The sequence below is a fragment of the Thioalkalivibrio sp. ALE31 genome, from assembly GCF_000377405.1.
Classification (GTDB): Bacteria; Pseudomonadota; Gammaproteobacteria; order Ectothiorhodospirales; family Ectothiorhodospiraceae; genus Thioalkalivibrio.
Map to the genome: position 1 here is coordinate 369,912 of NZ_KB905021.1, position 24,914 is coordinate 394,825.

The 24,914-nt window shown below is 68.1% G+C and carries 22 protein-coding genes and 1 tRNA gene; 18 read left to right on the plus strand and 5 right to left on the minus strand.

Going from position 1 to position 24,914, the window contains the following annotated elements:
- From gatB to D103_RS0105195, 3 genes are all read left to right on the plus strand, one after another.
- A complete protein-coding gene (gene gatB / locus D103_RS0105185) occupies window positions 1-1,434 on the plus strand; it encodes an Asp-tRNA(Asn)/Glu-tRNA(Gln) amidotransferase subunit GatB (RefSeq protein WP_018876030.1) in 1,434 nt (477 codons plus the stop codon).
- 18 nt (window positions 1,435-1,452) lie between these two features.
- Window positions 1,453-2,349: an Hsp33 family molecular chaperone HslO gene (gene hslO / locus D103_RS0105190; RefSeq protein WP_018876031.1), complete on the plus strand. Its 897-nt coding sequence runs from the start codon at window positions 1,453-1,455 to the stop codon at window positions 2,347-2,349.
- 147 nt (window positions 2,350-2,496) lie between these two features.
- Window positions 2,497-2,913 carry a hypothetical protein gene (locus D103_RS0105195; protein ID WP_018865856.1) on the plus strand — a complete coding sequence of 139 codons (417 nt, stop codon included), beginning with the start codon at window positions 2,497-2,499 and terminating at the stop codon, window positions 2,911-2,913.
- Between the two features lie 18 nt (window positions 2,914-2,931).
- Here D103_RS0105195 and D103_RS0105200 read toward each other — a convergent pair whose 3' ends face one another.
- On the minus strand, window positions 2,932-3,687 hold the full coding sequence (locus D103_RS0105200; protein ID WP_018865855.1) for a molybdopterin-synthase adenylyltransferase MoeB: 756 nt from the start codon (window positions 3,685-3,687) through the stop codon (window positions 2,932-2,934).
- A 179-nt stretch (window positions 3,688-3,866) separates the two neighbouring features.
- Here D103_RS0105200 and D103_RS0105205 point away from each other — a divergent pair, with 179 nt between their 5' ends.
- Window positions 3,867-4,229 carry a hypothetical protein gene (locus D103_RS0105205; protein ID WP_018876032.1) on the plus strand — a complete coding sequence of 121 codons (363 nt, stop codon included), beginning with the start codon at window positions 3,867-3,869 and terminating at the stop codon, window positions 4,227-4,229.
- Window positions 4,230-4,324: 95 nt separating this feature from the next.
- Here the strand turns inward: D103_RS0105205 and prmC are convergent, their stop codons facing one another.
- From prmC to hemA, 3 genes are read right to left on the minus strand one after another with little or no spacing between them, the layout of a single operon-like run.
- Window positions 4,325-5,179: a peptide chain release factor N(5)-glutamine methyltransferase gene (prmC, locus tag D103_RS0105210; protein WP_018876033.1), complete on the minus strand. Its 855-nt coding sequence runs from the start codon at window positions 5,177-5,179 to the stop codon at window positions 4,325-4,327.
- Window positions 5,179-6,264, minus strand: a complete 1,086-nt coding sequence (gene prfA, locus D103_RS0105215) for a peptide chain release factor 1 (RefSeq protein ID WP_018876034.1) — start codon at window positions 6,262-6,264, stop codon at window positions 5,179-5,181. Before prfA ends, prmC begins: the two co-directional genes overlap by 1 nt.
- The gene (hemA, locus tag D103_RS0105220; RefSeq protein WP_018876035.1) at window positions 6,261-7,559 is read right to left on the minus strand and encodes a glutamyl-tRNA reductase; all 1,299 of its coding nucleotides are present in this window, start codon (window positions 7,557-7,559) and stop codon (window positions 6,261-6,263) included. The genes prfA and hemA overlap by 4 nt, the downstream gene beginning before the upstream one ends.
- Window positions 7,560-7,717: 158 nt before the next feature.
- Between hemA and D103_RS0105225 the strand changes: the two genes are divergently transcribed.
- The 9 genes from D103_RS0105225 (at window position 7,718) to grxD (ending at window position 15,547) form a co-directional block, all read left to right on the plus strand.
- Complete coding sequence (locus D103_RS0105225; protein ID WP_369772230.1) at window positions 7,718-9,433, plus strand: tetratricopeptide repeat protein; 1,716 nt, start codon at window positions 7,718-7,720, stop codon at window positions 9,431-9,433.
- Between the two features lie 14 nt (window positions 9,434-9,447).
- On the plus strand, window positions 9,448-10,092 hold the full coding sequence (gene lolB / locus D103_RS0105230; RefSeq protein WP_018876037.1) for a lipoprotein insertase outer membrane protein LolB: 645 nt from the start codon (window positions 9,448-9,450) through the stop codon (window positions 10,090-10,092).
- Window positions 10,089-10,970 (plus strand): 4-(cytidine 5'-diphospho)-2-C-methyl-D-erythritol kinase, encoded by an 882-nt coding sequence (gene ispE, locus D103_RS0105235; protein ID WP_018876038.1) that lies wholly within the window; start codon window positions 10,089-10,091, stop codon window positions 10,968-10,970. Before lolB ends, ispE begins: the two co-directional genes overlap by 4 nt.
- Before the next feature lie 444 nt (window positions 10,971-11,414).
- Window positions 11,415-11,489, plus strand: a tRNA-Gln gene (locus D103_RS0105245).
- Between the two features lie 143 nt (window positions 11,490-11,632).
- Entirely contained in the window at window positions 11,633-12,571 is a 939-nt protein-coding gene (locus D103_RS0105250; protein ID WP_196799341.1) for a ribose-phosphate diphosphokinase, read from the plus strand.
- Between the two features lie 123 nt (window positions 12,572-12,694).
- Window positions 12,695-13,396, plus strand: coding sequence for a 50S ribosomal protein L25/general stress protein Ctc (locus tag D103_RS0105255; protein WP_026280275.1), 702 nt, complete (start codon window positions 12,695-12,697; stop codon window positions 13,394-13,396).
- A 25-nt stretch (window positions 13,397-13,421) separates the two neighbouring features.
- A complete protein-coding gene (gene pth / locus D103_RS0105260) occupies window positions 13,422-14,045 on the plus strand; it encodes an aminoacyl-tRNA hydrolase (RefSeq protein ID WP_018865845.1) in 624 nt (207 codons plus the stop codon).
- The gene (gene ychF / locus D103_RS0105265; RefSeq protein WP_018876040.1) at window positions 14,042-15,136 is read left to right on the plus strand and encodes a redox-regulated ATPase YchF; all 1,095 of its coding nucleotides are present in this window, start codon (window positions 14,042-14,044) and stop codon (window positions 15,134-15,136) included. Before pth ends, ychF begins: the two co-directional genes overlap by 4 nt.
- Before the next feature lie 81 nt (window positions 15,137-15,217).
- The gene (gene grxD, locus D103_RS0105270; protein WP_018876041.1) at window positions 15,218-15,547 is read left to right on the plus strand and encodes a Grx4 family monothiol glutaredoxin; all 330 of its coding nucleotides are present in this window, start codon (window positions 15,218-15,220) and stop codon (window positions 15,545-15,547) included.
- A 293-nt stretch (window positions 15,548-15,840) separates the two neighbouring features.
- Here grxD and rnt read toward each other — a convergent pair whose 3' ends face one another.
- A complete protein-coding gene (gene rnt, locus D103_RS0105275) occupies window positions 15,841-16,527 on the minus strand; it encodes a ribonuclease T (RefSeq protein ID WP_018876042.1) in 687 nt (228 codons plus the stop codon).
- Between the two features lie 297 nt (window positions 16,528-16,824).
- Between rnt and aceE the strand changes: the two genes are divergently transcribed.
- Genes aceE through D103_RS0105300 form a run of 5 tightly spaced genes read left to right on the plus strand, consistent with a single transcriptional unit; the run spans window position 16,825 to window position 24,910 of the window.
- Window positions 16,825-19,488, plus strand: a complete 2,664-nt coding sequence (gene aceE, locus D103_RS0105280) for a pyruvate dehydrogenase (acetyl-transferring), homodimeric type (protein ID WP_018876043.1) — start codon at window positions 16,825-16,827, stop codon at window positions 19,486-19,488.
- A complete protein-coding gene (aceF, locus tag D103_RS0105285) occupies window positions 19,400-20,836 on the plus strand; it encodes a dihydrolipoyllysine-residue acetyltransferase (protein ID WP_081618370.1) in 1,437 nt (478 codons plus the stop codon). The genes aceE and aceF overlap by 89 nt, the downstream gene beginning before the upstream one ends.
- Before the next feature lie 24 nt (window positions 20,837-20,860).
- Window positions 20,861-22,642 (plus strand): dihydrolipoyl dehydrogenase, encoded by a 1,782-nt coding sequence (gene lpdA, locus D103_RS0105290; RefSeq protein ID WP_018876045.1) that lies wholly within the window; start codon window positions 20,861-20,863, stop codon window positions 22,640-22,642.
- A 6-nt stretch (window positions 22,643-22,648) separates the two neighbouring features.
- Complete coding sequence (locus D103_RS0105295; protein ID WP_018876046.1) at window positions 22,649-23,629, plus strand: OmpA family protein; 981 nt, start codon at window positions 22,649-22,651, stop codon at window positions 23,627-23,629.
- A 57-nt stretch (window positions 23,630-23,686) separates the two neighbouring features.
- A complete protein-coding gene (locus D103_RS0105300; RefSeq protein WP_018876047.1) occupies window positions 23,687-24,910 on the plus strand; it encodes an argininosuccinate synthase in 1,224 nt (407 codons plus the stop codon).
- The last annotated feature ends 4 nt before the right edge of the window (window positions 24,911-24,914 follow it).

The following is a 24,914-nucleotide window of genomic DNA, read 5'->3' on the forward strand; positions in this document are numbered from 1 at the left end:
ATGGAATGGGAAACCGTCATCGGGCTGGAGATTCATGCCCAGCTCAATACCGTCTCCAAGATCTTTTCCGGGGCGCCCACCGCCTACGGCGCCGAGCCCAACCGCCAGGCCTGCCCGGTGGATCTGGGCATGCCGGGCGTGCTGCCGGTGCTGAACCAGGGCGCGGTCGAACGGGCCGTGATGCTGGGGCTGGCGATCAACGCCGAGATCACCCCGCGCTCGGTGTTCGCGCGCAAGAACTACTTTTATCCGGATCTCCCCAAGGGCTACCAGATCTCGCAGTTCGAGCTGCCGATCGTGGGCCTGGGGCACCTGGATATCGAGCTGGAAGACGGCACGACCAAGCGCATCGGGGTGACCCGCGCGCACCTCGAGGAGGACGCCGGCAAGAGCCTGCACGAGGGCTTCGAGGCGATGACCGGTATCGACCTCAACCGCGCCGGTACCCCGCTGATCGAGATCGTCTCCGAGCCGGAGCTGCGCTCCGCGAAGGAAGCCGTCGCCTACATGAAGAAGCTGCACTCGCTGGTGCGCTATCTCGATATCTGCGACGGCAACATGCAGGAAGGCAGCTTCCGCTGTGACGCGAACGTCTCGATCCGACCGAAGGGACAGACCGAGTTCGGTACCCGCGCGGAACTGAAGAATCTGAACTCCTTCCGCTTCGTCGAGCGCGCGATCAACTTCGAGGTCGAACGCCAGATCGACGTGATCGAGAGTGGCGGCACGGTGGTCCAGGAGACCCGCCTGTACGACCCGGACCGCGACGAGACGCGTTCCATGCGCAGCAAGGAAGAGGCCAACGACTACCGCTACTTCCCCGATCCGGATCTGCTGCCACTGGTCGTGGACAGCGCCTTCATCGAGACCGTGCGCGAAAAGCTCCCGGAGCTGCCGGACGCCAAGCGCGCGCGCTTCGTCGAGCAGTACGGCCTGTCGGACTACGACGCCGGCGTGCTGACCGCGACCCGCGAGATGGGCGACTTCTACGAGGCCGTGGCCGCCGGCTGCGATGCACCCAAGCTGGCCGCCAACTGGGTGATGGGCGAATTCTCCGCCGCGCTCAACCGCTCCGAGGTGGAACTGGGGGAGGCCCCGGTCAACGCCGACGGCCTGGCCGGACTGATCGCGCGCATCCAGGACGAGACCATCTCCGGCAAGATCGCCAAGGAGGTCTTCGAGGCGATGTGGAACGGCGAGGGCGACGCCGACGCGGTGATCGAGGCCAAGGGCCTCAAGCAGATCACTGACACCGGCGCGATCGACGCCATCATCGACGAGGTCATGGCCAACAACCCGCAGCAGCTCGAGCAGTACCGCGGCGGCAAGGACAAGCTGTTCGGCTTCTTCGTCGGCCAGGTGATGAAGGCCACCCAGGGCAAGGCCAACCCGGCCCAGGTCAACGAGCGCCTGAAGGCGAAGCTGGACGGTTGATGCGCGGACCGCGATCCCATGCGTGAGGCCGACACCCTGCATCGCTTCATGCTGGAGGAGGCCGGGGTGCGTGGTGAATGGGTGCACCTCGACGCCGCCTGGCAGGCCCTGCTGCAGCGCCACGAGTACCCGCCCGTGGTGCGCGATCTGCTGGGCCAGGCCTATGCGGCCGTGGCCCTGACCGCGGCCACGCTCAAGTTCAATGGCTCGTTGATCCTGCAGGTGACCGGTCCCGGCCCCGTGCACATGATCGTGGCCCAGGCCGATGGCCAGGGCCGGCTGCGCGGGCTCGCCCGCTTTCGCGAGACGCCGCCCGAGGGCGCCACACTGGCCGAGTGCGCCGGAGAGGACGCGCGGCTGATGCTGACGCTGGACCCCGGCGACGGTGGCGAGCGCTACCAGGGTGTGGTCGAGCTGGAGGGCGAGACCCTCGCGGATGCCATGAATGTCTACTTCGAGCGTTCGGAGCAGCTGCCGACCCGGCTGTGGCTGGCCAGCGGGGCGGAGTCCGCGGCCGGCATGCTGTTGCAGGCGCTCCCGGGCGAGGGCGGCGATGCGGTCACGCGGGACTCGGAGGCATGGAACCGCGCGACGATCCTGGCCGAGACCACCACCGCCGAGGAGTTGCTGGAGCTGGATGCCGGCACGCTGCTGGGCCGGCTGTTCGCCGAAGAGCGCGTGCGCCTGTTCGACGGCACGGGCGTCAGCTTTCACTGCCCGTGTTCCCGCGAGCGTATCGGCGAGACCCTGCGCAGCCTCGGCCGTGACGAGATCCGCGGCATCATCGAGGAGCAGGGCGCGGTGGATGTGACCTGCGAATTCTGCAACGCCCACTACCACTTCGACCCGGTCGATGCCGAGGCCCTCTGCGCCGCCGAGGGTACCCAGCCTCCGACCCCGGACACCCGTCAGTAGTCAGCCCTTTGCGGCCCTCCCGCCGCACCCTCTCGTTAGCCCGCCGTGACCCCCGGTCGCCGGCCGGGCGCGGGCCGAGCCCCCGAGCGCCCGTGGTCTTGCTATAGAAGCAGGACTGATCTAGCAGCGTTCGCAGACGGGGGCGCAATGTATTCCCGGCATACCGAAATCCCGACCCTGGATGTCCGCCCCGGCTGGCTGGTGGAGGCGCGTTACTTCAACCAGGTGCGGCGTGCCCTGGCCCGTCTGGGGCCGGAGGTGCGCCTGTCGCCGCCGGGGCTGAAGCATCTCGACCTGATCCTCCAGCGCGATGCGTGGATTGTGGTCGACCGGGTGCTGAACGATATGCCGGTGGTCGCCTGGACCGCCTTTCACTCCCGGGGGCGGCGCAGCCTGCATCGCCCAGTGGCCTGCGAACTGCTGCTGTTCCACGCCATGGCCAGCATGGTGATGAACCGCACCCTGTCGGCGATGGAGCCGGAGCTCGCGGCCGCACTGGCCGAGGCCGGGCCGCCGGCGGCCTCCGGCAAGGTCCTGCCGTTTAATCCGCGCTCCTGCGCCTGAATCGGGGTTGCCCCGGGTTCAGGACGGGGCGTGGCGGTGGCCACACGCGGGGCAGCCGGGGTCGCGCCGCAGGCGAATCTCCCGGAACTGCATGGCCAGTCCGTCGAGGATCAGCAGCCGGCCGCTCAGGGTCGGCAGGCCCATCAGCAGCTTCAGCGCCTCGGTGGCCTGCAGGCTGCCGACCACGCCGGGCAGACTGGCCAGCACCCCGTTTGCGGCGCAGGTGTCCTCGTCGCCGCCCCCTTCGCCGTAGAGACAGTGGTAGCAGGCCGCCTCGGGATCGCGGTAGTCGAAGGTGGTCAGCTGCCCCTCGAAACGGATCACGGCGCCGGAGACCAGTGGCGTGCCGGCTGCCAGCGCGGCCCGGTTGATGGCCCCGCGGGCGGCGAAGTTGTCCGTGCCGTCCAGGACCGCGTCGGCGTCGGCGAACAGCCGGCGCATGGCCGCGTCGTCGAGACGTTCGGCGCGCGCCTCCACCCGGCAGGCGGGGTTCATCGCGGCGATGCGGTCGGTCGCCGAGGCGACCTTGTCGCGGCCGATGTCGGCATCGGTATGCAGGATCTGGCGCTGCAGGTTGGTCACCTCGACGTGGTCCGGGTCCACAAGGGTCAGGCGGCCCACGCCGGCCGCCGCCAGATAGGCGGCGACCGGAGAGCCCAGCCCGCCCAGTCCCATGATCACCGCATGCGCCTGCTGCAGGGCCTCCTGACCCTCCACCCCCACGCCGGGGAGCATGATCTGGCGGCTGTACCGCAGGAGCTGGTCGTCATCCATGGAGCAGGTCTCCGGAGAAAGGCCGAAATTGTAACCGGCGTCACGCTCGCCGGCGGCCTCAGTTGGGTACCGTTCAGGAACGCGGAATAGGCTGAATCCTGGCAATCCTGCCACAACCACGGGTCGGTCGACGCTCCTGAGGAGCGCGCGGACGACCCGAATGGAAGGAGGGATCACTTATGAAGCGACTCACGATTCTGGTACCTGCGGCTTTGCTGGCGCTTGCCCTGGCCGCCCCCACCCATGCGGCCCATCCGGTCACCGGCCCGATGCAGGCGGCGGGTGCCGCCAGCTTCGATGCCGCCGCGCTGCAGCCTGTGCGGCATGGACATTCTCGGGGGTACAAGCACTACCGCGGCCACCCGGGCGCCCGCGGCCACAAGCAGGCCAAGCGCGCGAAACACCGCGGCCGCGGCCACCACAAGCACTCGCGCAGCTACGAGCATCATCACTACCACTACTATGACAACCGCTCGAGCCGCTACCGCCACCGTTCTTCGCCCAGCGGCTCGGTCAACCTGCACCTGCGCCTGCCGCTCTGATCCGGACGCAGCCTGATGCAACGCGAGCCCCGGCCCCTGGCCGGGGCTTTTTCGTGATGGTTGCAAGCGCCAACTGATTCAGTGGTCGCCCAAGGTCAGTGCATCCCCAGCGTGGTCCGTTCCTGGCCGGCGGGGTCCCTCAAGGTCCGGATCGCCCGGTAGCCCGCCTGTTGCAGGCGGTCCCGCACGGCCGGGCCCTGATCGAAGCCGTGTTCCAGCAGCAGCCATCCGCCGCGATTCAGGTGGGGCCGGGCGGTATCGATCACCCGGTACAGGTCGGCCAGGCCATGGGCGTCCGCCGCCAGGGCCGAACGCGGTTCGAAGCGCAGGTCGCCACGGGTCAGGTGCGGATCATCCGGGTCGATGTACGGCGGGTTGCAGGTGATGATGTCCAGCCCTGCCGTTGGCGTCAGCGCGTCCAGCCAGTCGCCCTGCCACAGCCCGACCGGCAGCCCCAGGTCGCGCGCGTTGGTCTGCGCCTGTTGCAGCGCCGCATGACTGCGGTCGCTGGCGAAGGCCCGGATGCGCGGGCGTTCGCTTTTCAGTGCCAGGATGATGGTACCGGGGCCGGTGCCGAGGTCCAGCACCCAGGGGGTGTCGGTTGCGAGCGTGTCGATGGCCAGGAGGGCCTGTTCCACCAGCAGCTCGGTTTCGGGGCGTGGGATCAGGCAGGCGGGGGAGACGCCCAGGTCCAGTGTCCAGAAGCTGCGTCGGCCGAGGATGTGGGCCATCGGTTCGCCGGCACAGCGGCGCTGGCAGAGCGTGTCGGCGCGGGCGGCCTGTTCGGCCGTGGCGGGGTCGGTGCCGTGGGCGATCAGCTGCGCGGTGTCCAGGCCGGTGGCGGCGCCCAGCAGCATACGAGCCTCGAGTCCGGGCGCCTCGATCCCGGCGGCCTCCAGGCGGGCACGCAGGTCCCCCAGCAGGCTGTCCAGCGTGGCCGGGGTTTCCATTACGTTTCGGAGAGGGTGGCGAGCTGCTCGGCCTGGTATTCGTGGATCAGCGGGTCGATGACCGGGTCGAGATCACCGGCCATCACCTGTTCCAGCTTGTACAGGGTCAGGTTGATGCGGTGGTCGGTTACGCGGCCCTGCGGGAAGTTGTAGGTGCGGATGCGCTCGGAGCGGTCGCCGCTGCCGACCAGGCCCTTGCGTTCCGCGCTCTGCGCGGCGGCCTGGGCCTCGCGTTCGGCCTCGAACATGCGCGCGGCCAGGTAGGTCATGGCCTTGGCGCGGTTCTTGTGCTGCGAGCGTTCTTCCTGGCACTCGACCACGATTCCGGTGGGCAGGTGGGTCAGGCGCACCGCGGAGTCGGTCTTGTTGACGTGCTGGCCCCCGGCGCCGGAGGCGCGGAAGGTGTCCACGCGCAGGTCGGCCGGGTTGATCTCCGGCATCTCGACCTCCTCCAGTTCCGGCAGGATGGCGACGGTCGCGGCGGAGGTGTGGATGCGGCCCTGGGATTCGGTCTCGGGGACGCGCTGCACGCGATGGGCGCCGGATTCGAACTTGAGTCGCGAGTAGGCGCCCTGACCGGCCAGGCGCCCGATCACCTCGCGGTAGCCGCCATGTTCGCCTTCGCTGGCGCTGAGGATCTCCAGCTTCCAGTTCTTCTGCTCGGCGTAGCGGGTGTACATGCGCAGCAGGTCGCCGGCGAACAGCGCGGCCTCGTCACCGCCGGTGCCGGCGCGGATCTCGAGGAACACGTTGGCGTTGTCGTGCGGGTCCTTCGGGATCAGGTGGCGGTAGAGCTCGGCCTCCAGGGCCTCGGTCTGCTCGGTCAGGGCCTCGATCTCGGCCTCGGCCATCGCACGCAGTTCGGGGTCGTCCTCCGCGAGCATCGCGCGCGCCTCGTCCAGTGCGGCGTGGTTTTCGTGCCAGGCCTTCCAGGCCTCGGCGACCGGCTCCAGCTGGCTGTATTCCTGAGACAGACGACGCAGCTGGTCCGGGTCCTCGGCGGCATCCGGGGTGGCCAGCAGTTGCGCGATCTCGGCGTGGCGCTCGGCCAGGCCCTCGAGCTTGGTGCGGAACGAGGCCTTCACGAATGGGTGCCGGAGTCGGGATCGTTGCCGGGGTCGTCTTCCGGGGCCGGTAGCTGGAACAGGCGGTGCGCGGCCTCCAGCAGGCGGGCGTCGCCCTCGTGGGCCGCGGTGTTCAGCGATTTGCAGGGGGCGTGCATCAGCTTGTTGGTCAGGTTGTGCGCCAGGAGCTGCATCGCCTCCTCCGGCGACTTGCCGGCGCGCAGCATCGCCTCGGCTTTCGCCAGGGCTTCCGCCTTCACGCTGTCGGCGCGCTGGCGCAGCTGGCGGATGCTGTCCACCGAGTCGCGGGCCCGCAGCCAGCGCATGAATTCGCCGGCGCGCTGGGTGATGATCTCTTCGGCCTGTTCGGCCGCGGCCTGGCGCGAGGCCATGTTCTCGTCGATGACCTCCTGCAGGTCGTCGACGGTGTAGAGGTAGACGTCCTCGAGCTGGCCGACTTCGGGCTCGATGTCGCGCGGCACGGCGATGTCCACCATGAACATCGGCTTGTGGCGCCGCTTGCGCAGGGCGCGTTCCACCGCCCCCTTGCCCAGGATGGGCAACGGCGCGGCGGTGGAGGAGATCACGATATCGGCATCGGCCAGGCGGTCCGGGAGCTGGTCGAGGCTGATGGCCTCGGCGTCGAAACGCCCGGCCACCGCGCGGGCGCGCTCGACCGTGCGGTTGGCCACGATCACGTTGCCAATGCCGCCACCGGAGAGGTGCTGCAGGGCCAGTTCGATGGTCTCGCCGGCGCCAATGACCATGGCCGTCAGGGGCTTCAGGTCACCGAAGATCTGGCGCGCCAGCGAAACGGCTGCAAAGGCCACCGAAACGGCGCTCTGGCCGATGGCAGTCTGGGTGCGTACATCCTTGGCGGTGGCGAAGGCGTGCTGGAACAGCCGTTCCAGCGAACGCCCCAGCGTGCCGGCGTCGTGGGCATGCTGGTAGGCGGTCTTCATCTGTCCCAGGATCTGCGGCTCGCCCAGGACCATGGAGTCCAGCCCGCTGGCCACGCGCAGGGTGTGGCGCACGGCGGAGCCGTCGTGGTGCAGATAGAGGTAGGGCTTCAGTTCGTCGCGGTCGATGCCGTGGTAGCCGCCGATCCAGTCGAGCACGCGCTGTTCGCTGTGGGGGTCGCCCTCGCGGAAGTAGACCTCGGTGCGGTTGCAGGTCGACAGGATCGCGGTTTCCGGCAGCAGCACGCCGGAGCGCAGCGAGTGCAGGGCCTCGCCGAGCTCGTGCTCGTTGACGGAAAGCCGCTCGCGAATGGCGACCGGTGCCGTCTTGTGATTGATCCCGAGAGTGAACAGCATGCTGGCGCGTATTGTGCCGGAAAACGCGGGCGCGTGGCCGAATTTCCCGATAGTGTACTGTGCTGTAGGCTTGCGGTGGATTGCGGCGGGGATGGAACCCCGCAGGTGCCTGCCCCGTCCCACCCGGTATGCCTGTGCTGATGCCGACTGGATACAAGATGATTCGAAGCCTGCTCGCGCTGACCGCCGTGTTCTCCCTGGCGGGCTGCGCGCACACCCAACTGGATGCCTCGGAACCGCCGGAGTCGGATCGCCCCGAGGTGCTCCCGCTGATGCAGACCGAGGATCCGGAGGCCGCGCTGATGTTCAGCGTGCTGGCCGCCGAGATCGCGGTGCGTTCCGGCGAGCATGCCGAGGCCGCGCGCTACTACGGGGCGGCGGCCCTGCTGAGTGACGATCCCGCCATTGCCGAACGCGCCACGCGCATCGCGCTGTTCGCGCGCGATCACGAGCAGGCCCAGCGGTCGGCCGACCGCTGGCTGCGGCTCGCGCCGGAGAGCATGGAGGCCAGCCAGGTCTCGACGGTGCTGCGGATCAATGCGGGGGATGCCGAACAGGCGGCCGAGCAGCTGGATTCGCTGATGAATCGGGTGGTGGTGCAGGGTGGCGACCCCAACGCCACGCTGGGCGGTGTGATCGGCCAGGCCCAGGACCAGGCCGCCGCCCTGGAGACCATGCGGCTGCTCGCCGAGCGGCGCAGCGACGATGTCGGTGTCCACCGTGTACTGGCCGAGGCCGCGCTGCGCTTCGGCGAGCCGGGCGAGGAGGTGCTGGCGGTGACCGGGCCGGCCAGCGAGCGCTTCCCGGATTCGGTGCCGCTGCAGCTGCTGCATGCGCGAGCCCAGAGCGAGGCCGGGCAGGAGGACGCCGCGATCGAGACCCTGCGCGCGACGGTGGAGGCGCATCCGGAGAGCCGCGAGGCCCGGCTGGGCTACGCGCGCGTCCTGACCGAAATGGAGGATGACGCCTTCGCCCGCGAGGAGATGGATCGCCTGGTGGAGCTGGCGCCGGAGGATACCCAGCTCCTGCTGGCGCTGGCCCTGATGAACCTGGAGGCGGAGCAGTTGGGGCCGGCCCGGGATTATCTGGAGCGCCTGGACGCACTGGGGGAGCGCGAGAACGATGTCGCCTACTACCTCGGTCGGCTGCACGAGATGGCCGACGAGCCGGACGCCGCCCTGGCCGCCTATGGCCGCGTAGAGGGGGGCGATCACGCCGATGATGCACGCCTGCGCAGTGCGCGCCTGACGCTGCGGCACGACGGCCAAGAAGCGGCGCGCGACTTGTTTGCGCCGATGCAGCAGGGCGTGGACGACGATCTGGCCCGGCGCGCCTATCTGGCGGAGGCGAACGCACTGCGCGAGATCGGCGACTATGCCGAGGCACGCGCCCGGTTGAATCGCGGGCTGGTGCAGTTCCCCGGGGATACCCGGCTGCTGTACCTGCGGGGTCTGGTCCACGAGCGCGAAGACGACATCGCGGCCGCCGAGGCCGATTTCCGCACGATCCTCGAGTCCGATCCCGAGAACGTCGCGGCCCTGAACGCGCTGGGGTACACCCTGGCGGATCGCACCGAGCGGTATGACGAGGCCTATGACCTGATCCTGCGTGCCTACGAGCAGGAGCCGGACGATGCCGCCATCATCGACAGCTACGGCTGGGTGCTGTATCGCCTGGGCCGGCTGGAGGAGGCCGAGACGCAGCTTCGCCGCGCGTACTCGCTGTCGGACGACGGCGAGATCGCCAGCAATCTGGCCGTCGTCCTCTGGGAGCGAGGTGCGCGCGACGAGGCGCGGGAGATCCTCGAGGCTGCGCTGGAGCGCGAGCCCGATCATGAACGCCTGCAGCGCGTACGCAACGACCTGATCGAATGAGTCGGGCTGCGGGGATGCGGAAGCCCGGGGATCTTGCGGGCGGGGCGAGGCTGGCCGGTCTGCTGGTCGGCCTGGGTCTTCTGCTGGGTGGCTGTGCCGCGCCCCTGCCGGAGGCGGATACCTCGCCGGCCGCCGAGGCCGCCTTCGAGGCCCGCACCGCACAGCTGGAGGCGCTGGACAGCTGGCGACTGGTCGCGCGCCTGGGGCTGGCCTCCGGTGAGGAATACTGGTCCGCCCAGCTCAACTGGCGGGTGCAGGAAGGTCAGCACGTGCTGGACCTGTCCGGCCCGATGGGGCGCGGTGGTGGCCGGCTGACGCTGTCGGAGAACGGCCGCGCGCTGCTGGTGACCCGGTCCGGCGAGCGTTTCCAGGCGCAGGACCCGGATGCGCTCGTCGCGCGGGTCCTGGGCGAGTCGATCCCGGTCAGCGGCATGGTCTACTGGGTGCGTGGCCTGCTCCACCCCGAGGCCTCGTACCAGCTGGATGTCGACGCGGACGGCCGGCCACTGGAGATCCACCAGTCCGGCTGGACCATCGAGTACAACGAATTCGAGGAAATCGACGGCCTGGCGATGCCGGTCACCATGGTGCTGGAGCGCGAAGGGGTGGAATTGCGGGCCCGCATCGGTCGCTGGCAGCTTGGTGGTGATCCGTCATGACCGCTGCCGTCGCGGGCGGGGCCTTCGACACCACTTTTCCCGCGCCCGCCAAGATCAATCGATTCCTGCATATCACCGGCCGGCGGGCGGACGGATATCACGAGCTGCAGACGGTGTTCCAGTTCCTCGGGCTGGAGGATCGCCTGCGCTTCGAGCCCCTGCCGGCGGGGCGCTTCGAGATGGCGGGCGCGGCCATCGACGGGGCCGACAACCTGTGCCTGCGCGCGGCCCGGCGCCTGGCCCGGGTGGCGAAGACCCCATTTGGCGTGCGTATCCATCTCGACAAGCGGATCCCGGTGGGCGGTGGCCTGGGGGGCGGCAGTTCCGATGCCGCCACCACGCTGGTGGCCTTGAATGCCCTGTTCGAGCTGGGGTGTGATGTCGAGCAGCTGGTGGGGATCGGCCTGGAGCTGGGTGCCGACGTACCGGTGTTCGTGGTCGGCCAGGCAGCCTGGGCCGAGGGTGTGGGCGAGCGGCTCACGGCCGTGGCCCCGGATACCGGCTGGATCCTGCTGATCGACCCCGGGGTTTCGGTCGCCACCGGGGCGATGTTCGGGTGTGCGGAATTGACACGCGACTGCCCCACCGAGACAATTTCGTCCGCCGTCGACGCCAGCCGGTTCGTCAACGTGTTCGAACCGGTGGTGCGGGCTCGTTATCCGGAGGTGGATCGAGCGCTGCACTGGCTGGCGGAGCAGACGCCGCGGGCGCGCCTGAGCGGGAGTGGCGGTTGCGTGTTCGGGGTGTTCCCCGACGAAGCGGCCGCTGGGGCGGCGCAGTCCGCGCAGCCGGCTCCGTGGCGCAGCTGGGTGACACCGCTGGTAAACGTGTCGCCCCTGCGGGCCTGGCTGCCGCCAGGCGGTGTCGAGACAGAGTAAGTCCAGAGTTATTGGGCCGTGGCCAGGCGGTAAGGCAGCGGGTTTTGATCCCGCTAAGCGCCAGGTTCGACGCGAGCGGCGCAGCCGCGACCGACCGTCGCCGAAGGTGACGGCCCGTAAGGGTGGCGCGCAGCGCCATCATCCTGCCGGCCCGGATCGGCGCCGCCGATCCGCGGGATGGACCGGGCACGACGCCGGCCGGGCAGTACAATAGAGTCCAGCGAGTTATTGGGCCGTAGCCAAGCGGTAAGGCAGCGGGTTTTGATCCCGCCATGCGCAGGTTCGACGCGAGCGGCGCAGCCGCGACCGACCGTCGCCGCAGGTGACGGCCCGAAGGGTGGCGCGCAGCGCCATCATCCTGCCGGCCCGGATCGGCGACGCCGATCCGCGGGATGGACCGGGCACGATGCCGGCCAGGCAGTAGAATAGAGTTCAGCAAGTTATTGGGCCGTAGCCAAGCGGTAAGGCACCGGGTTTTGATCCCGGCATGCGCAGGTTCGAATCCTGCCGGCCCAGCCAACACCCGCCCCGCGCCCGAGATGGCGCGAGGCAAAACCATCAAGACCCCGGCCCAGCACCGGGGTCTATACTGGGGCCCGGGCGATATCGCAGCCCGCCCCACTCCATCCAGACCGGGACGAACCGTGGTCGACAAGAATCGCATGATGATCTTCGCGGGCAATGCGAACCCGCGTCTCGCCCAGGCCGTTGCCGAGCACCTGGGGCTGCCCATGGGCAAGGCCATCGTCGGACGTTTCAGTGATGGCGAGGTGCAGGTCGAGCTGCTGGAGAACGTCCGCGGTCGCGACGTGTTCCTGATCCAGCCGACCGGCCAGCCAACCAACGAGAACATCATGGAGCTGGTGATCATGGTGGATGCGCTGCGCCGCGCCTCGGCCGGCCGCATTACCACGGTGATCCCGTATTTCGGCTACGCGCGCCAGGATCGGCGCGTGCGCTCGGCGCGGGTGCCGATCTCGGCCAAGGTGGTCGCGAACATGATCGAGGCGGTCGGCGCGGACCGTGTGCTGACGATCGACGTGCACGCCGACCAGGTGCAGGGCTTCTTCAACGTCCCGGTAGACAACATCTATGCCTCGCCGGTCCTGCTGGGCGATGTCTGGCGACATGTCTCGGGCGATCTGACCGTGGTGTCGCCGGATGTCGGCGGGGTGGTGCGCGCCCGCGCGATCGCCAAGCGGCTGGACGACGCCGACCTGGCGATCATCGACAAGCGCCGCCCGCGCGCGAACGAGTCGGAGGTGATGCACATCATCGGTGACGTGCGCGGCAAGTCCTGCATCATCATCGATGACCTGGTGGATACCGCCGGCACGCTGTGCCAGGCCGCAAAGGCCCTGAAAGAACACGGGGCGCACTCGGTGATGGCCTACGCCACGCACCCCGTGCTTTCTGGCGCGGCAATTGATAACATAAACGGTTCGGCGCTTGACGAGCTTGTGGTGACCGACACGCTGGCCCTGCAGCCCAACGCGCAGAGCTGCGACAAGATCCGGCAGTTGTCGGTGGCGGAGATGCTGGCCGAGACCATCCGCCGCATCAACCGCGAGGAATCCGTCAGTTCGCTGTTCATGGACTAGCGAGAGCGTCGGGCCGAAAACGATTTCGGGAGGTTCGCCTCCCTTCAGCGCCCCGCCTGGTCGCGGGCGGGGTGTGTTCAGGGCGCTTCGGGTGAAGCGCCTTTCATTTTGGAGACCGTAGCAATGAGCATGAGCTTTACCATTGAAGCCGAGAAGCGTGGCGAACAGGGTTCGAGTGCGAGCCGCCGCCTGCGTCGCGCCGGCAAGCTGCCCGCCATCCTGTACGGGGCGGACAAGGACGCCGTGGCCATCACGCTGGATCACAACGCGATGGTCCATAACCTCAAGGAAGACGCGTTCTACTCGCACATCCTCAGCGTGAAGCTGGACGGCAAGACCGAGAAGGCGATCCTGCGCGACGTGCAGCGCCATCCGTTCAAGCCGACCATCTACCACGTCGACCTGATGCGCGTGAGCGCCAACCAGCCGATCCGCGTCAGCGTGCCGCTGCACTTCCATAACGAGGAAGAGGCCAAGGGCGTGAAGCTGGGCGGCGGCATGGTCAGCCGCATGATCAACGAGCTCGAGGTCGAGTGCCTGCCGGGCGATCTGCCCGAGTCCATCGATATCGATGTCGTCGAGATGGATGTCGGCGACACCCTGCATATCTCCGAGCTGAAGCTTCCGGAAGGCGTGCAGAGTGTCGCGCTGATGCATGGCGAGGAATACGACTACGCCGTGGTCAGCGTCCTGCTGCCGCGCGCCGCCAAGACCGAGGAAGAAGAGGTCGGGGAAGGCGAGGCTGCCGAGGCCGAAGGTGGCGAGGAAGCCGCGGGTGGCGAAGAGGCCTCCGGCGACGAGTCGGAGTCCGGGGACAAGGAGTAAGCCCCTGCGGCTTGCCGCCTGAACGATGGCGATCCAACCCGAACCGATTCGTCTGGTGGTCGGGCTGGGCAACCCGGGCCCGCGTTATGCCGAAACCCGGCATAACGCGGGTTTCTGGTTTGTGGACACCCTGGCCCGCCGGCATGGCGTGGACTTTCGCCCCGAGAGCCGCTTCGATGGCGAGGCGGCCCGCCTCAACCTGCCCACGGGCGACTGCTGGCTGCTCAAGCCCATGAGCTTCATGAACAAGAGCGGCCTGCCGGTGCGCAAGTGCGCCGATTTCTACCGTATACCCCCCGAGGCTATCCTGATCGTCCACGACGAACTGGACCTCGATCCGGGCGTGGTGCGGCTGAAAATGGGTGGCGGGCATGGCGGCCACAATGGCCTGCGGGATCTGCATCGACACCTGGGCGGCCCGAACTACGCTCGGCTGCGGGTCGGCATCGGCCACCCGGGGCATCGCGATGATGTGGTGCCCTTCGTGCTGGATCGTCCCGGCAAGGCCGACACGCAGGCGATCGAGGAAGCCATCGACAAGGCCCTGGATCAGGTGCCTGCGCTGGTAGCCGGGCGCTGGGACGAGGCGGTGCGCAATCTGCATGGCGGCAGCACGAAGCCGGCCACGAATTCCGAGGAAACCCGATGAGTCTTAAATGCGGGATCGTGGGTCTGCCGAACGTCGGCAAGTCCACCCTGTTCAATGCCCTCACGCGTGCGGAGATCGCCGCGGAGAACTATCCCTTCTGCACCATCGACCCGAACGTGGGTGTGGTGGAGGTCCCGGATCCGCGCCTGACCCGGCTGAGCGAGATCGTGAAGCCCCAGCGCACGCTTCCCACCACGGTCGAGTTCGTGGACATTGCTGGGCTGGTGGCCGGGGCGGCCCAGGGCGAGGGGCTGGGCAACCAGTTTCTGGCGCATATCCGCGAGACCGACGCCATCGCGCAGGTGGTGCGCTGCTTCGAGGACGACGACATTGTGCATGTCGCCGGCAAGGTCGATCCGATCGCCGACATCGAGACCATCAGCACCGAGTTGATGCTGGCGGATCTGGAGACCGTGAACAAGGCGCTGAAGCGTCTGGAACGGGCGGCCAAGTCGCAGGACAAGACCGCGATCGCCCAGCTCAAGGCCGCCGAGAAGGTCGGGGCCGGCCTGGATCAGGGGATTCCTGCGCGGGCCCAGGATCTGGACGAGGACGAGCGCCAGGCACTGTACGACCTGCATCTGTTGACCCTCAAGCCGCTGATGTACATCGCCAATGTCGACGAGGCCTCGCTTGCCGGGGGTAACGCGATGGTGGAGGCAGTGCAGGCCCGCGCGGCCGAGGAGGGTGCCGAGGTAGTCAGTGTCTGCGCTGCCATCGAGGCGGAGATCGCGGTGCTCGACCCGGAGGAGCGCGCGGAATTTCTGGCCGATCTGGGGCTGGAAGAGCCGGGGCTGGACCGGGTGATCCGCACCGCCTATCGCCTGCTGAGCCTGCAGACATTTTTCACCGCCGGCGAGAAGGAAGTCCGCGCCTGGACCGTGCGCCAGGGCTCCAGCGCGCCGCAGGGGGCCGGGGTGATCCACACCGATTTCGAGCGCGGTTTCATCCGTGCCGAGGTGGTGGGGTACGAGGACTTCGTGGCCCACAACGGCGAGCAGGGCGCGAAGGACGCGGGGAAATGGCGCCTCGAGGGCAAGGAATACGTGCTCAAGGAAGGCGACGTGGTACATTTCCGCTTCAATGTCTGAGCGTTATACTAGGAATTGACCCGGGGGCGTCGGGCCCTGCCGCCTGGCGCCCTGTTCGGCACCCAATCTCGGAGTACAGTAATGGACGTAATGGATCGTATCCGCCAGCAGGTGGAAGAAAACCCGGTGGTGATCTTCATGAAGGGCACCCCGCAGTTCCCCATGTGCGGCTTCTCCAGCCGTGCAGTGGAGGCGCTGAAGCGCTGCGACCAGGAATTCGGCTACGTGAACGTGATCGCGGACCAGGAGGTTATGCAGAACCTGCCGCGTTTCGCCGACTGGCCGACCTTCCCCCAGGTCTATATCGACGGCGAACTGATTGGCGGCTGCGACATCACCCTCGAGATGTTCGAGAGCGGCGAGTTGAAGAAGATGGTCGACGAGGCCCACGCCAAGCGCGCCGCGAGCTAAAGCGGCTTGTGCCGCAGCCGCTGGCTGCGGCACACCCGAGATCCGTCGTCGCGAGGCCCCGTCCGGGGCCATGGCGATCTCCTGACGTGGCCACCTGCTCCCGCTTCGTGCCCGCGCGCCGGGAGATTGCTTCACCCCTGCGGGGTTCGCAATGACGGGGTTGCGGTTGTGTCATCGCGAGCCGCGCAGCGGCGTGGCGATCTCCTCGGGTGGCCCCGCGGCCTTTCAATGCCCTTCGCGCTTTTGTGCCACCGACCCTGCGGCGCCTCGTCATGACGGGGGCGACGTCGGGCTCAGCTGCCTGGTGGCAGTTCTTCCGGATCGGGCAGACGCAGGGCGTTCGCCGGTACGCCGACCCCGTCCTGCCAGCGGTTCGCGATCTGGCAGAAGATGTCCGCCGTCTTTTCCGCGTCGAAGGAGGCGCTGTGGGCGGCCTCCGTATCCCATCCCAGCCCCGCGGCATCGGCCGCGCGCGCCAGAACGGTCTGGCCGAAGGCCAGGGCCGCCAGCGATACCGTGTCCAGGCTGGAGAACGGGTGGAACGGGTTGCGCTTGATGCCGCAGCGTTCCGCCGTCGCGTGCACGAAGCCCAGGTCGAAGTGGGCATTGTGCCCGACCAGGACCGCGCGCTTGCAGTGGTTCACCTTGACCTCCCGGCGCACCTCGCTGAACAGCTTGCCCATGGCCTGATCCTCCGGCCAGGCCGCCCGCAGCGGGTGGTAGGGGTCGATCCCGTTCACTTCCAGTGACTTCGGGTCCAGTTCCGAGCCCTCGAACGGGCGCACATGCAGGCTCACCGTGCGATCGCGCACCAGGTGGTCGTTCGCGTCGCGACGCAGGAATACCGCGGCGATTTGCAGCAGGGCATGCCGGCGGCAGTCGAAACCACCGGTTTCCACGTCGACGACCACCGGAAGAAAGCCGCGGAAGCGGTTCGCCATCGGGCGGTGGTTGGGGTCCAGCTGCAGGGATTCGGGCATTGGGGTACTCGGTTTCGCGCGGGGCGTTGGTTCGGGATGTGGACGGTGCCGGGTCGGGTACGGGTCCAGCTTCCATAGGTTCGGGCGGAATGGGTGCGGATTGCGCACGTTCCCTCAGTTTTCCCCGACGATCGGCGCCATAGAAGGCTTTCGCTTGACCTGTTGGCGGCACAGTCGGGATACTTGCGCCTTTTATGCCCGCCCGACACCGGCGCATGGTAGCAAATGCCCGACCGCCCGGTGGCCCGGCCCTTTAGTGGCAACCCGATTTCCAACCCGTTTTCAGGGGTAGAGCGCATGGACCCGAACGCGACCGAACACGATATCGACCCGCAGGAGACCCAGGAGTGGATCGACGCCCTGGCCTCCGTGCTGGAGACGGATGGCCCCGAGCGGGCGCATGCCCTCCTCGAGCGGCTGGTCGACAAGGCGCGCCGCAGCGGGGCTTACCTGCCGTACTCCGCCAATACCGCCTATGTGAACACCATCCCCACCCACCTGGAGCCCGAGTATCCGGGCGACGGCGCGGTGGAGCACCGCATCCGTTCCTACATCCGCTGGAACGCGATGGCCATGGTGGTCAAGGCCAACCGTGCCTCGGCCGAGCTGGGCGGGCATATCGCGACCTTCGCGTCCGCCGCCACGCTGTATGACGTCGGCTTCAACCACTTCTGGCATGCCCCGTCGCACGATCATGGTGGCGACCTGCTGTTTGCCCAGGGGCATTCCTCGCCGGGGATCTACGCCCGCGCGTTCATGGAGGGCCGCCTGAGCGAGGAGCAGCTGGACCACTTCCGTCGCGAGGTCGATGGCAAGGGCCTGTCCTCCTACCCGCATCCGTGGCTGATGCCGGACTTCTGGCAGTTCCCGACCGTGTCCATGGGCCTGGGCCCGATCATGAGCATCTACCAGGCGCGTTTCATGCGCTATCTGCAGGATCGCGGCCTGGCGCAGACCGAGAACCGTCGCGTCTGGAGCTTTGTCGGCGACGGCGAGGTGGACGAGCCGGAGACCCTGGGCGCGATCACGCTGGCCTCGCGCGAGAAGCTGGACAACCTGACCTGGGTGGTGAACTGCAACCTGCAACGTCTGGACGGCCCGGTGCGTGGCAATGGCAAGATCGTGCAGGAGCTGGAGGCGATCTTCCGCGGTGCCGGCTGGAACGTGGTCAAGGTGCTGTGGGGTCGCTACTGGGACCCGCTGCTGGCCAAGGATACCGACGGGTTGCTGCAGAAACGCATGATGGAGGCGGTCGACGGCGACTACCAGAACTACAAGTCGCGCGACGGCGCCTACGTGCGCGAGCACTTCTTCGGCAAGTACCCCGAGCTCAAGCGCATGGTGGCCAACATGTCCGACGAGGACATCTGGCGCCTGAATCGCGGCGGCCATGACCCGGTGAAGGTCTATGCGGCCTACAAGGCGGCGGCTGAGCACAAGGGCCAGCCGACCGTGATCCTCGCGCACACGGTGAAGGGTTACGGCATGGGCGCGGCGGGCGAGGCGCAGAACCGCACCCACAGCCAGAAGAAGATGGACGCGGACGACATGAAGCAGTTCCGCGACCGCTTCAATATCCCGCTGTCGGACGAGCAGGTGGAGAGGGCCGAGTACATCAAGCCGGACCCCGACTCCGACGAGATGAAGTACATGCACGAGCGGCGCAAGGACCTCGGCGGCTACCTGCCGGTGCGCCGCCCGCTGGCCACCCCGCTGGAGATCCCGGGGCTGGATGCCTTCAATGGTCTGCTGGAGGCCTCCGGCGAGCGCGAGATGTCCACCACCATGGCCTTCGTGCGTCTGCTGACCCTGCTCGCGCGCGACAAGAAGATCGGCAAGAACATCGTCCCGATCGTGCCCGACGAGGCTCGTACCTTCGGCATGGAAGGGCTGTTCCGTCAGCTGGGGATCTACTCCTCGGTCGGCCAGCTCTACGAGCCGCAGGACAAGGACCAGGTGATGTATTACAAGGAGGACAAGAAGGGCCAGATCCTGGAAGAGGGGATCAACGAGGCCGGCTCCATGTCCTCCTGGATCGCGGCGGCCACCTCCTATTCCACGCATGGCGTGGCGATGGTGCCGTTCTACATCTTCTATTCGATGTTCGGCTTCCAGCGCGTCGGCGACCTGATCTGGGCCGCCGGCGACATGCGTGCCCGCGGCTTCCTGATGGGGGCGACTGCCGGGCGCACCACGCTGGCCGGCGAGGGCCTGCAGCACGATGACGGCCACAGCCTGATGATGGCCGCCAACGTGCCCAACTGCATCGCCTACGACCCGACCTTCGCCTTTGAGCTGGCGGTGATCGTGCAGGACGGCATGCGCCGCATGTACGCGGAGCAGCAGAGCGTCTTCTACTACATCACCGTGATGAACGAGAACTACCCGCAGCCGGCCATGCCGAAGGGCGCCGAGGAAGGCATCCGCCGCGGCCTGTACCGGCTGCAGGCCGGCGGGCGCAAGAAAAAGAAGGTGCGCCTGCTGGGCTCCGGTACCATCCTGCGCGAGGCCATTGCCGCCGCCGAACTGCTGGACCAGGACTTCGGCGTGGCCGCCGAGGTCTGGAGCGCGACCAGCTTCAACGAACTGGCCCGCGACGGCCGCGATGCCGAGCGCCATGCGCGCCTGCACCCGGACGCCAAACCGCGCACATCCTGGGTGGAGGAATGCCTGGGTGATTCGGATGCGCCGGTGGTCGCCGCGACCGACTACGTGCAGGCCTATGCCGACCAGATCCGTGCCTTTGTGCCGGCCGACTACCGTGTGCTGGGGACCGACGGCTTCGGCCGTTCGGATACCCGCGCCGCGCTGCGCCGCCACTTCGAGGTGGATCGCTACCACATCGCGGTCACGGCCCTGAAGGCCCTGGCCGATGCCGGGACCGTCGAGGTCAAGACCGTGGCCGACGCGATCAAGAAGTACAAGATCGACGTCGAACGGCCCAACCCGTTGCAGGCCTGAGGCCGCCGGACCCGAGGCAGGAGCAGACATGAGCAACACGACTACTGTGCACGTCCCGGATATCGGCGACTTCAAGGACGTCGAGATCATCGAGGTCATCGTCAGCCCGGGGGACACCGTTTCCCCCGAGGACCCGCTGATCACGCTGGAATCCGACAAGGCCTCCATCGAGATCCCCGCCCCGCAGGGCGGCACCGTGAAGGCGCTGAAGGTAAAGGCCGGCGACCGCGTGAACGAGGGCGACCCGATCCTGGAACTGGAGCCCTCCGACGAGGGTGCCGCCGAGGACACCTCCGCCAAGGACGAGGCACCGAAGCAGGAAGCGTCGTCTTCCGCGGAAGCCCCGGCCGAGCCGGCCCCCGAGGCCGAGAAGTCGCAGCCTGCCCCGAAGGCCGCCGACCGGGCCGATCCGCGGCCGTCGCCCACCGAGCATATCCGCGACGAATCCGCCTTCCGCAAGGCCCATGCCTCGCCGGTAGTGCGCAAGTTCGCGCGCGAGCTGGGCGTGGACCTGAGCAAGGTCGAGGGTTCCGGGCGCAAGGGCCGCATCCTGCGCGAGGACGTGCAGGGCTTCGTCAAGCGCGCGTTGAGCCAGGGCGCCGGCGGTGGCCTGGGCGTGGAGCCGATGCCGGAGATCGACTTCTCCGAGTTCGGTCCGATCGAGACCCAGCCGCTGTCGAAGATCAACAAGCTCACCGGCAAGAACCTGCACCGCAACTGGGTCACCGTCCCGCACGTCACCCAGTTCGACGAGGCGGACATCACCGAGCTCGAGGACTTCCGCAAGTCGCTGAAGGCCGAGTACGAGAAGAAGGGCGTGAAGGTCACCTTCCTGCCGTTTTTGATGAAGGCGGTGGTCTCCGCGCTCAAGCAGTACCCGCGCTTCAACGCCTCGCTGGATGCGACCGGCGAGAACCTGATCCTGAAGCAGTACTACAACCTCGGCATCGCGGTGGACACGCCGGACGGTCTGGTCGTCCCGGTGGTGCGTGACGTCGACCGCAAGAGCCTGGTCGACATCGCCTCCGAGCTGATGGACCTGTCTCAGCGCGCCCGCGACAAGAAGCTCAAGCCGGCGGACATGCAGGGCGGCTGCCTGACCATCTCCAGCCTCGGCGGGATCGGCGGGACCCAGTTCACCCCGATCGTGAATGCCCCCGAGGTCGCGATCCTCGGCGTGTCGCGCTCCAGCATGAAGCCGGTGTGGAACGGCAAGGAGTTCGAGCCGCGCCTGATCCTGCCGCTGGCGCTGTCGTACGATCACCGGGTGATCGACGGGGCCCTGGGCGCGCGCTTTGCCACCACGCTGAGCGCATTGCTGTCCGACATGCGCCGCATGCTTCTGTAATTGAATTCTTACCGGAGTGACTGGATGAGCCAGACCAAGACCATCGAGGTCCCGGATATCGGGGATTTCAAGGACGTCGAGATCATCGAGGTCCTGGTGCAGCCGGGCAGCGAGATCGCGCCGGAAGACCCGCTGATCACGCTGGAGTCCGACAAGGCGACCATCGACGTGCCTGCCCCCGAGGCCGGCACCGTGAAGAAGCTGCACGTGAAGGTCGGGGACAAGGTGTCCCAAGGCAGCAAGCTCCTGGACCTTGAGGCCAGCGGCGCGGCCGCGGAAAGCGATGACACCCCCGCATCGGGCGGCGACAAGGCCGAATCCGCCAAGGCGGAATCCGCTGCCGAGAGTGCGCCGAAGAAGGAGGCGCCCAAGGCCGCTGCCGACCCGAACACCGACAGTCAGTGCCAGGTACTGGTGCTGGGCTCCGGCCCCGGCGGCTACACCGCCGCCTTCCGCGCCGCCGATCTGGGGCTGGACGTGGTGATGGTCGAACGCTACCCGGTGATCGGCGGCGTGTGCCTGAACGTTGGCTGCATCCCGTCCAAGGCGTTGCTGCATGCCGGCGAGGTGCTGCACGAGGCCGAGCGCTTTGCCGCGCTGGGTATCAAGTTCGGCGAGCCGGAGATCGATCTCGACGGCCTGCGCGGCTACAAGGGCAACGCGGTCAAGAAGCTGACCGGCGGCCTGAAGCAGCTGTGCAAGCAGCGCAAGGTGCGCGTGGTGCAGGGTGTGGGCGAATTCGTCGGCGCCAACAGCATCGCGGTGGAGGGTGACGAGGGCCGCGAGGTGATCGGTTTCGAGCACGCGATCATTGCGGTCGGCTCGCAGGCGATCAAGCTGCCGGGCTTCCCCTGGGACGACGAGCGGGTCATGGATTCCACCGACGCCCTGGACCTGGCCGAGATCCCCAAGCGCATGCTGGTGGTCGGCGGCGGCATCATCGGTCTGGAAATGGCCTGTGTGTACGAGGCGCTGGGCTCCAGGGTCACGGTGGTGGAGCTGTCCGACACCCTGATGCCGGGCGCGGACCGCGACATCGTGCGCCCGTTCGAGAAGCGCGCGAAGAAGCGTTTCGAGAACATCTTCCTCAAGAGCAAGGTGACCGAGGCCAAGGCCACCAAGGCCGGGATCGTCTGCCAGTTCGAGGGCGAGGCCAAGGGCCTGCCGGAAGAGGACACCTTCGACCGGGTGCTGGTCGCCGTGGGTCGCAGCCCGAACGGGGCCAAGATCAAGGCCGAGGCGGCCGGCGTGCAGGTGACCGATCGCGGTTTCATCGAGGTCGACAGCCAGCAGCGCACCAACGTCGAGCATATCTTCGCCATCGGCGACGTGGTCGGCCAGCCGATGCTGGCGCACAAGGCCACCCACGAGGGCAAGGTCGCGGCCGAGGTGATCGCCGGGCACAAGGTGCACTTCGATGCCCGCGCGATCCCGTCCGTTGCCTATACCCACCCCGAGGTCGCCTGGATGGGCGTGACCGAGGAGCAGGCCAAGGCCGACGGCATCGAATACACCAAGGGCGTGTTCCCCTGGGCTGCCTCCGGCCGCGCGATCGCGCTGGGCGCGGAGGACGGCCTGACCAAACTGCTGTTCGACGCGGATGGCCGCGTGATCGGAGCCGGCATCGTGGGCCCGTCCGCCGGCGACCTGATCGGCGAAGCGATGCTGGCGCTGGAGATGGGCGCCGAGGCCGAGGACATCGGCCTGACCGTGCACCCGCACCCGACGCTCAGCGAGACCGTGGCCTTTGCCGCCGAGGTCGCGCACGGCTCGATCACCGACATCCTGCCGCCGAAGAAGCGCTAGCCGGCCATGGCCGGCCTGCGCCAGTGGCTGCGTCGTGCGCTCCCGGGCCTCCTGGTACTGGGGGCCGGCATGGCCACGGCGGGCGCCGGGCCCTACAGCGAGCCGCTGGAGCACAGTGACTGGCAGTTGACCGAGGGCGATGCGAGCTGCCGCATGGAACAGACGGTCCGTCATGGCGGCGTCCTGCGCTTCGAGGCCCGGCCGGGCCTGATGACCGCGGCGTTCTGGGAGGCCCCCTATCCGATGCCGCCGGGTAGTGCACCGCGTCTGCGAACCGGTGCCCCGGAGTGGCTGCGTCCTGCGACCGAGGCCCCGCTGGACCTGCAACTGCAGGCGCGTGACGATCGCCTGTTCCGTGTGCCCCCGGCCTTCGCCCAGCCGCTGAAGGCGCGTCTGCTGGCGGGGCACGACGTGCGCATCGACTTCCCGGACGGGGATGATGCCGTGCATTTCCGGGGCATCCGCTTCGCCCGGCGGGCCCACGACTTCCGCGCCTGCTACGGCGAGCACGCTGCGCCCGCGGCGACGCCGGAGGCGGGCGCGCTGGACCGCTGGAGCGTCTATTTCGAAACGGGCCGCCACCGCCTCGATGCCGAGGCACAGGAGGTCCTGAAACGGGCGGCGCGTGCGCTGGTGGGCGCCGATGCCCCCCGCATACGGGTGGTGGGCTGGACGGACGCCGCCGGCCCGCTGGAGATCAACCGCCCCTTGAGCCGCAACCGTGCCGAGGCGGTGCGCGATGCCCTGGTGGACGAGGGGGTGCCGGTCACAGGGATCGAGATCCAGGCCCCGGGCGTCGATCCGGCCGCGGAGGGTGCCCGTCAGGCCTCGCGCCGCAGCGATATCTGGTGGCTGGATACTGGCGGGCCGAGTGTGGATGGCCCAGCGGCCGCGCCGCGGCCCTCCGGCTCTTCGGAGGGCGCTGACGGGCGCGGTTTGGGCCCCGAAGAGGATCCGTCCGCACCGTCCGCGACCCCGGCGTGGTAGTGACGCCGGTTACGAAAACGACTATATCTTCACGTTAAGACAAGGATTGGCATTCTTATGAGTTCCTCCATCAAGCGCGTCGTCCTCGCCTACTCCGGCGGGCTGGATACCTCGGTCATCCTCAAGTGGCTGGAGGAGCAGTATGGCTGCGAGGTCATTACCTTCACCGCCGATCTCGGTCAGGGCGAGGAGGTCGAGCCGGCCCGGGCCAAGGCCGAGGCCCTTGGCGTGAAGCAGATCTACATCGAGGATCTGCGCGAGATCTTCGTGCGCGACTACGTGTTCCCGATGTTCCGCGCCAACACGATCTACGAGGGCGAGTACCTGCTGGGTACCTCCATCGCGCGCCCGCTGATCGCGCGGCGCCTGGTGGAGATCGCCGAGGAGAACGGGGCCGACGCCATCGCCCACGGTGCCACCGGCAAGGGCAACGACCAGGTGCGCTTCGAATTGGGCGCCTATGCGCTGAAGCCGGGCATCCAGGTGATCGCCCCCTGGCGGGAGTGGGACCTGAACTCGCGCGAGCGCCTGATGGCCTACGCCGAGCAGCACAACATCCCGGTGGACTACAAGAAACAGGGCACCAAGTCGCCGTATTCCATGGATGCCAACCTGCTGCATATCTCCTACGAGGGCGGCCCGCTGGAGGACCCGTGGACCGAGGCCGAGGAGGACATGTGGCGCTGGTCGGTCTCCCCCGAGGCCGCGCCGGACGAGTCCGAGGCCCTGACCATCGGCTTCGAGAAGGGCGACCCGGTCTCGATCAACGGCGAGCGCCTGAGCGCGGCGGCGCTGCTTGCGAAGCTCAACGAGCGTGGCGGGGCCCACGGCGTGGGCCGGCTCGACATCGTCGAGAACCGCTACGTCGGCATGAAGTCGCGCGGCTGCTACGAGACCCCGGGTGGCACCATCCTTCTCAAGGCGCGCCGGGCGCTGGAGTCCATCACCCTGGACCGCGAGGCGGCGCACCTGAAGGACGAGTTGATGCCGCGCTACGCCAGCATCATCTACAACGGTTACTGGTGGAGCCCGGAGCGGCGCATGCTGCAGGCCGCGATCGACGACACCCAGGGTGTCGTCAACGGCGAGGTGCGCCTGCGCCTGTACAAGGGCAACGTGATCGTTGCCGGACGGCGTTCCGAGGACACCCTGTTCGATGATGCCATCGCCACCTTCGAGGACGACGCCGGGGCCTACGACCAGAAGGACGCCGAGGGCTTCATCCGCCTGAACGCGCTGCGCCTGCGCATCGCCGCCAGCCGCAATCGAAAGCCGACATGACATG

Excerpts from the sequence above, each read along its gene's own strand:
- gatB (WP_018876030.1), top strand. The coding sequence starts at position 1 with ATGGAATGGGAAACCGTCATCGGGCTGGAGATTCATGCCCAGCTCAAT.
- hslO (WP_018876031.1), top strand. The coding sequence starts at position 1,453 with ATGCGTGAGGCCGACACCCTGCATCGCTTCATGCTGGAGGAGGCCGGG.
- D103_RS0105195 (WP_018865856.1), top strand. The coding sequence starts at position 2,497 with ATGTATTCCCGGCATACCGAAATCCCGACCCTGGATGTCCGCCCCGGC.
- D103_RS0105200 (WP_018865855.1), bottom strand. The coding sequence starts at position 3,687 with ATGGATGACGACCAGCTCCTGCGGTACAGCCGCCAGATCATGCTCCCC.
- D103_RS0105205 (WP_018876032.1), top strand. The coding sequence starts at position 3,867 with ATGAAGCGACTCACGATTCTGGTACCTGCGGCTTTGCTGGCGCTTGCC.
- prmC (WP_018876033.1), bottom strand. The coding sequence starts at position 5,179 with ATGGAAACCCCGGCCACGCTGGACAGCCTGCTGGGGGACCTGCGTGCC.
- hemA (WP_018876035.1), bottom strand. The coding sequence starts at position 7,559 with ATGCTGTTCACTCTCGGGATCAATCACAAGACGGCACCGGTCGCCATT.
- D103_RS0105225 (WP_369772230.1), top strand. The coding sequence starts at position 7,718 with ATGATTCGAAGCCTGCTCGCGCTGACCGCCGTGTTCTCCCTGGCGGGC.
- lolB (WP_018876037.1), top strand. The coding sequence starts at position 9,448 with ATGCGGAAGCCCGGGGATCTTGCGGGCGGGGCGAGGCTGGCCGGTCTG.
- ispE (WP_018876038.1), top strand. The coding sequence starts at position 10,089 with ATGACCGCTGCCGTCGCGGGCGGGGCCTTCGACACCACTTTTCCCGCG.
- D103_RS0105250 (WP_196799341.1), top strand. The coding sequence starts at position 11,633 with ATGATGATCTTCGCGGGCAATGCGAACCCGCGTCTCGCCCAGGCCGTT.
- D103_RS0105255 (WP_026280275.1), top strand. The coding sequence starts at position 12,695 with ATGAGCATGAGCTTTACCATTGAAGCCGAGAAGCGTGGCGAACAGGGT.
- pth (WP_018865845.1), top strand. The coding sequence starts at position 13,422 with ATGGCGATCCAACCCGAACCGATTCGTCTGGTGGTCGGGCTGGGCAAC.
- ychF (WP_018876040.1), top strand. The coding sequence starts at position 14,042 with ATGAGTCTTAAATGCGGGATCGTGGGTCTGCCGAACGTCGGCAAGTCC.
- grxD (WP_018876041.1), top strand. The coding sequence starts at position 15,218 with ATGGACGTAATGGATCGTATCCGCCAGCAGGTGGAAGAAAACCCGGTG.
- rnt (WP_018876042.1), bottom strand. The coding sequence starts at position 16,527 with ATGCCCGAATCCCTGCAGCTGGACCCCAACCACCGCCCGATGGCGAAC.
- aceE (WP_018876043.1), top strand. The coding sequence starts at position 16,825 with ATGGACCCGAACGCGACCGAACACGATATCGACCCGCAGGAGACCCAG.
- aceF (WP_081618370.1), top strand. The coding sequence starts at position 19,400 with ATGCCGGGACCGTCGAGGTCAAGACCGTGGCCGACGCGATCAAGAAGT.
- lpdA (WP_018876045.1), top strand. The coding sequence starts at position 20,861 with ATGAGCCAGACCAAGACCATCGAGGTCCCGGATATCGGGGATTTCAAG.
- D103_RS0105295 (WP_018876046.1), top strand. The coding sequence starts at position 22,649 with ATGGCCGGCCTGCGCCAGTGGCTGCGTCGTGCGCTCCCGGGCCTCCTG.
- D103_RS0105300 (WP_018876047.1), top strand. The coding sequence starts at position 23,687 with ATGAGTTCCTCCATCAAGCGCGTCGTCCTCGCCTACTCCGGCGGGCTG.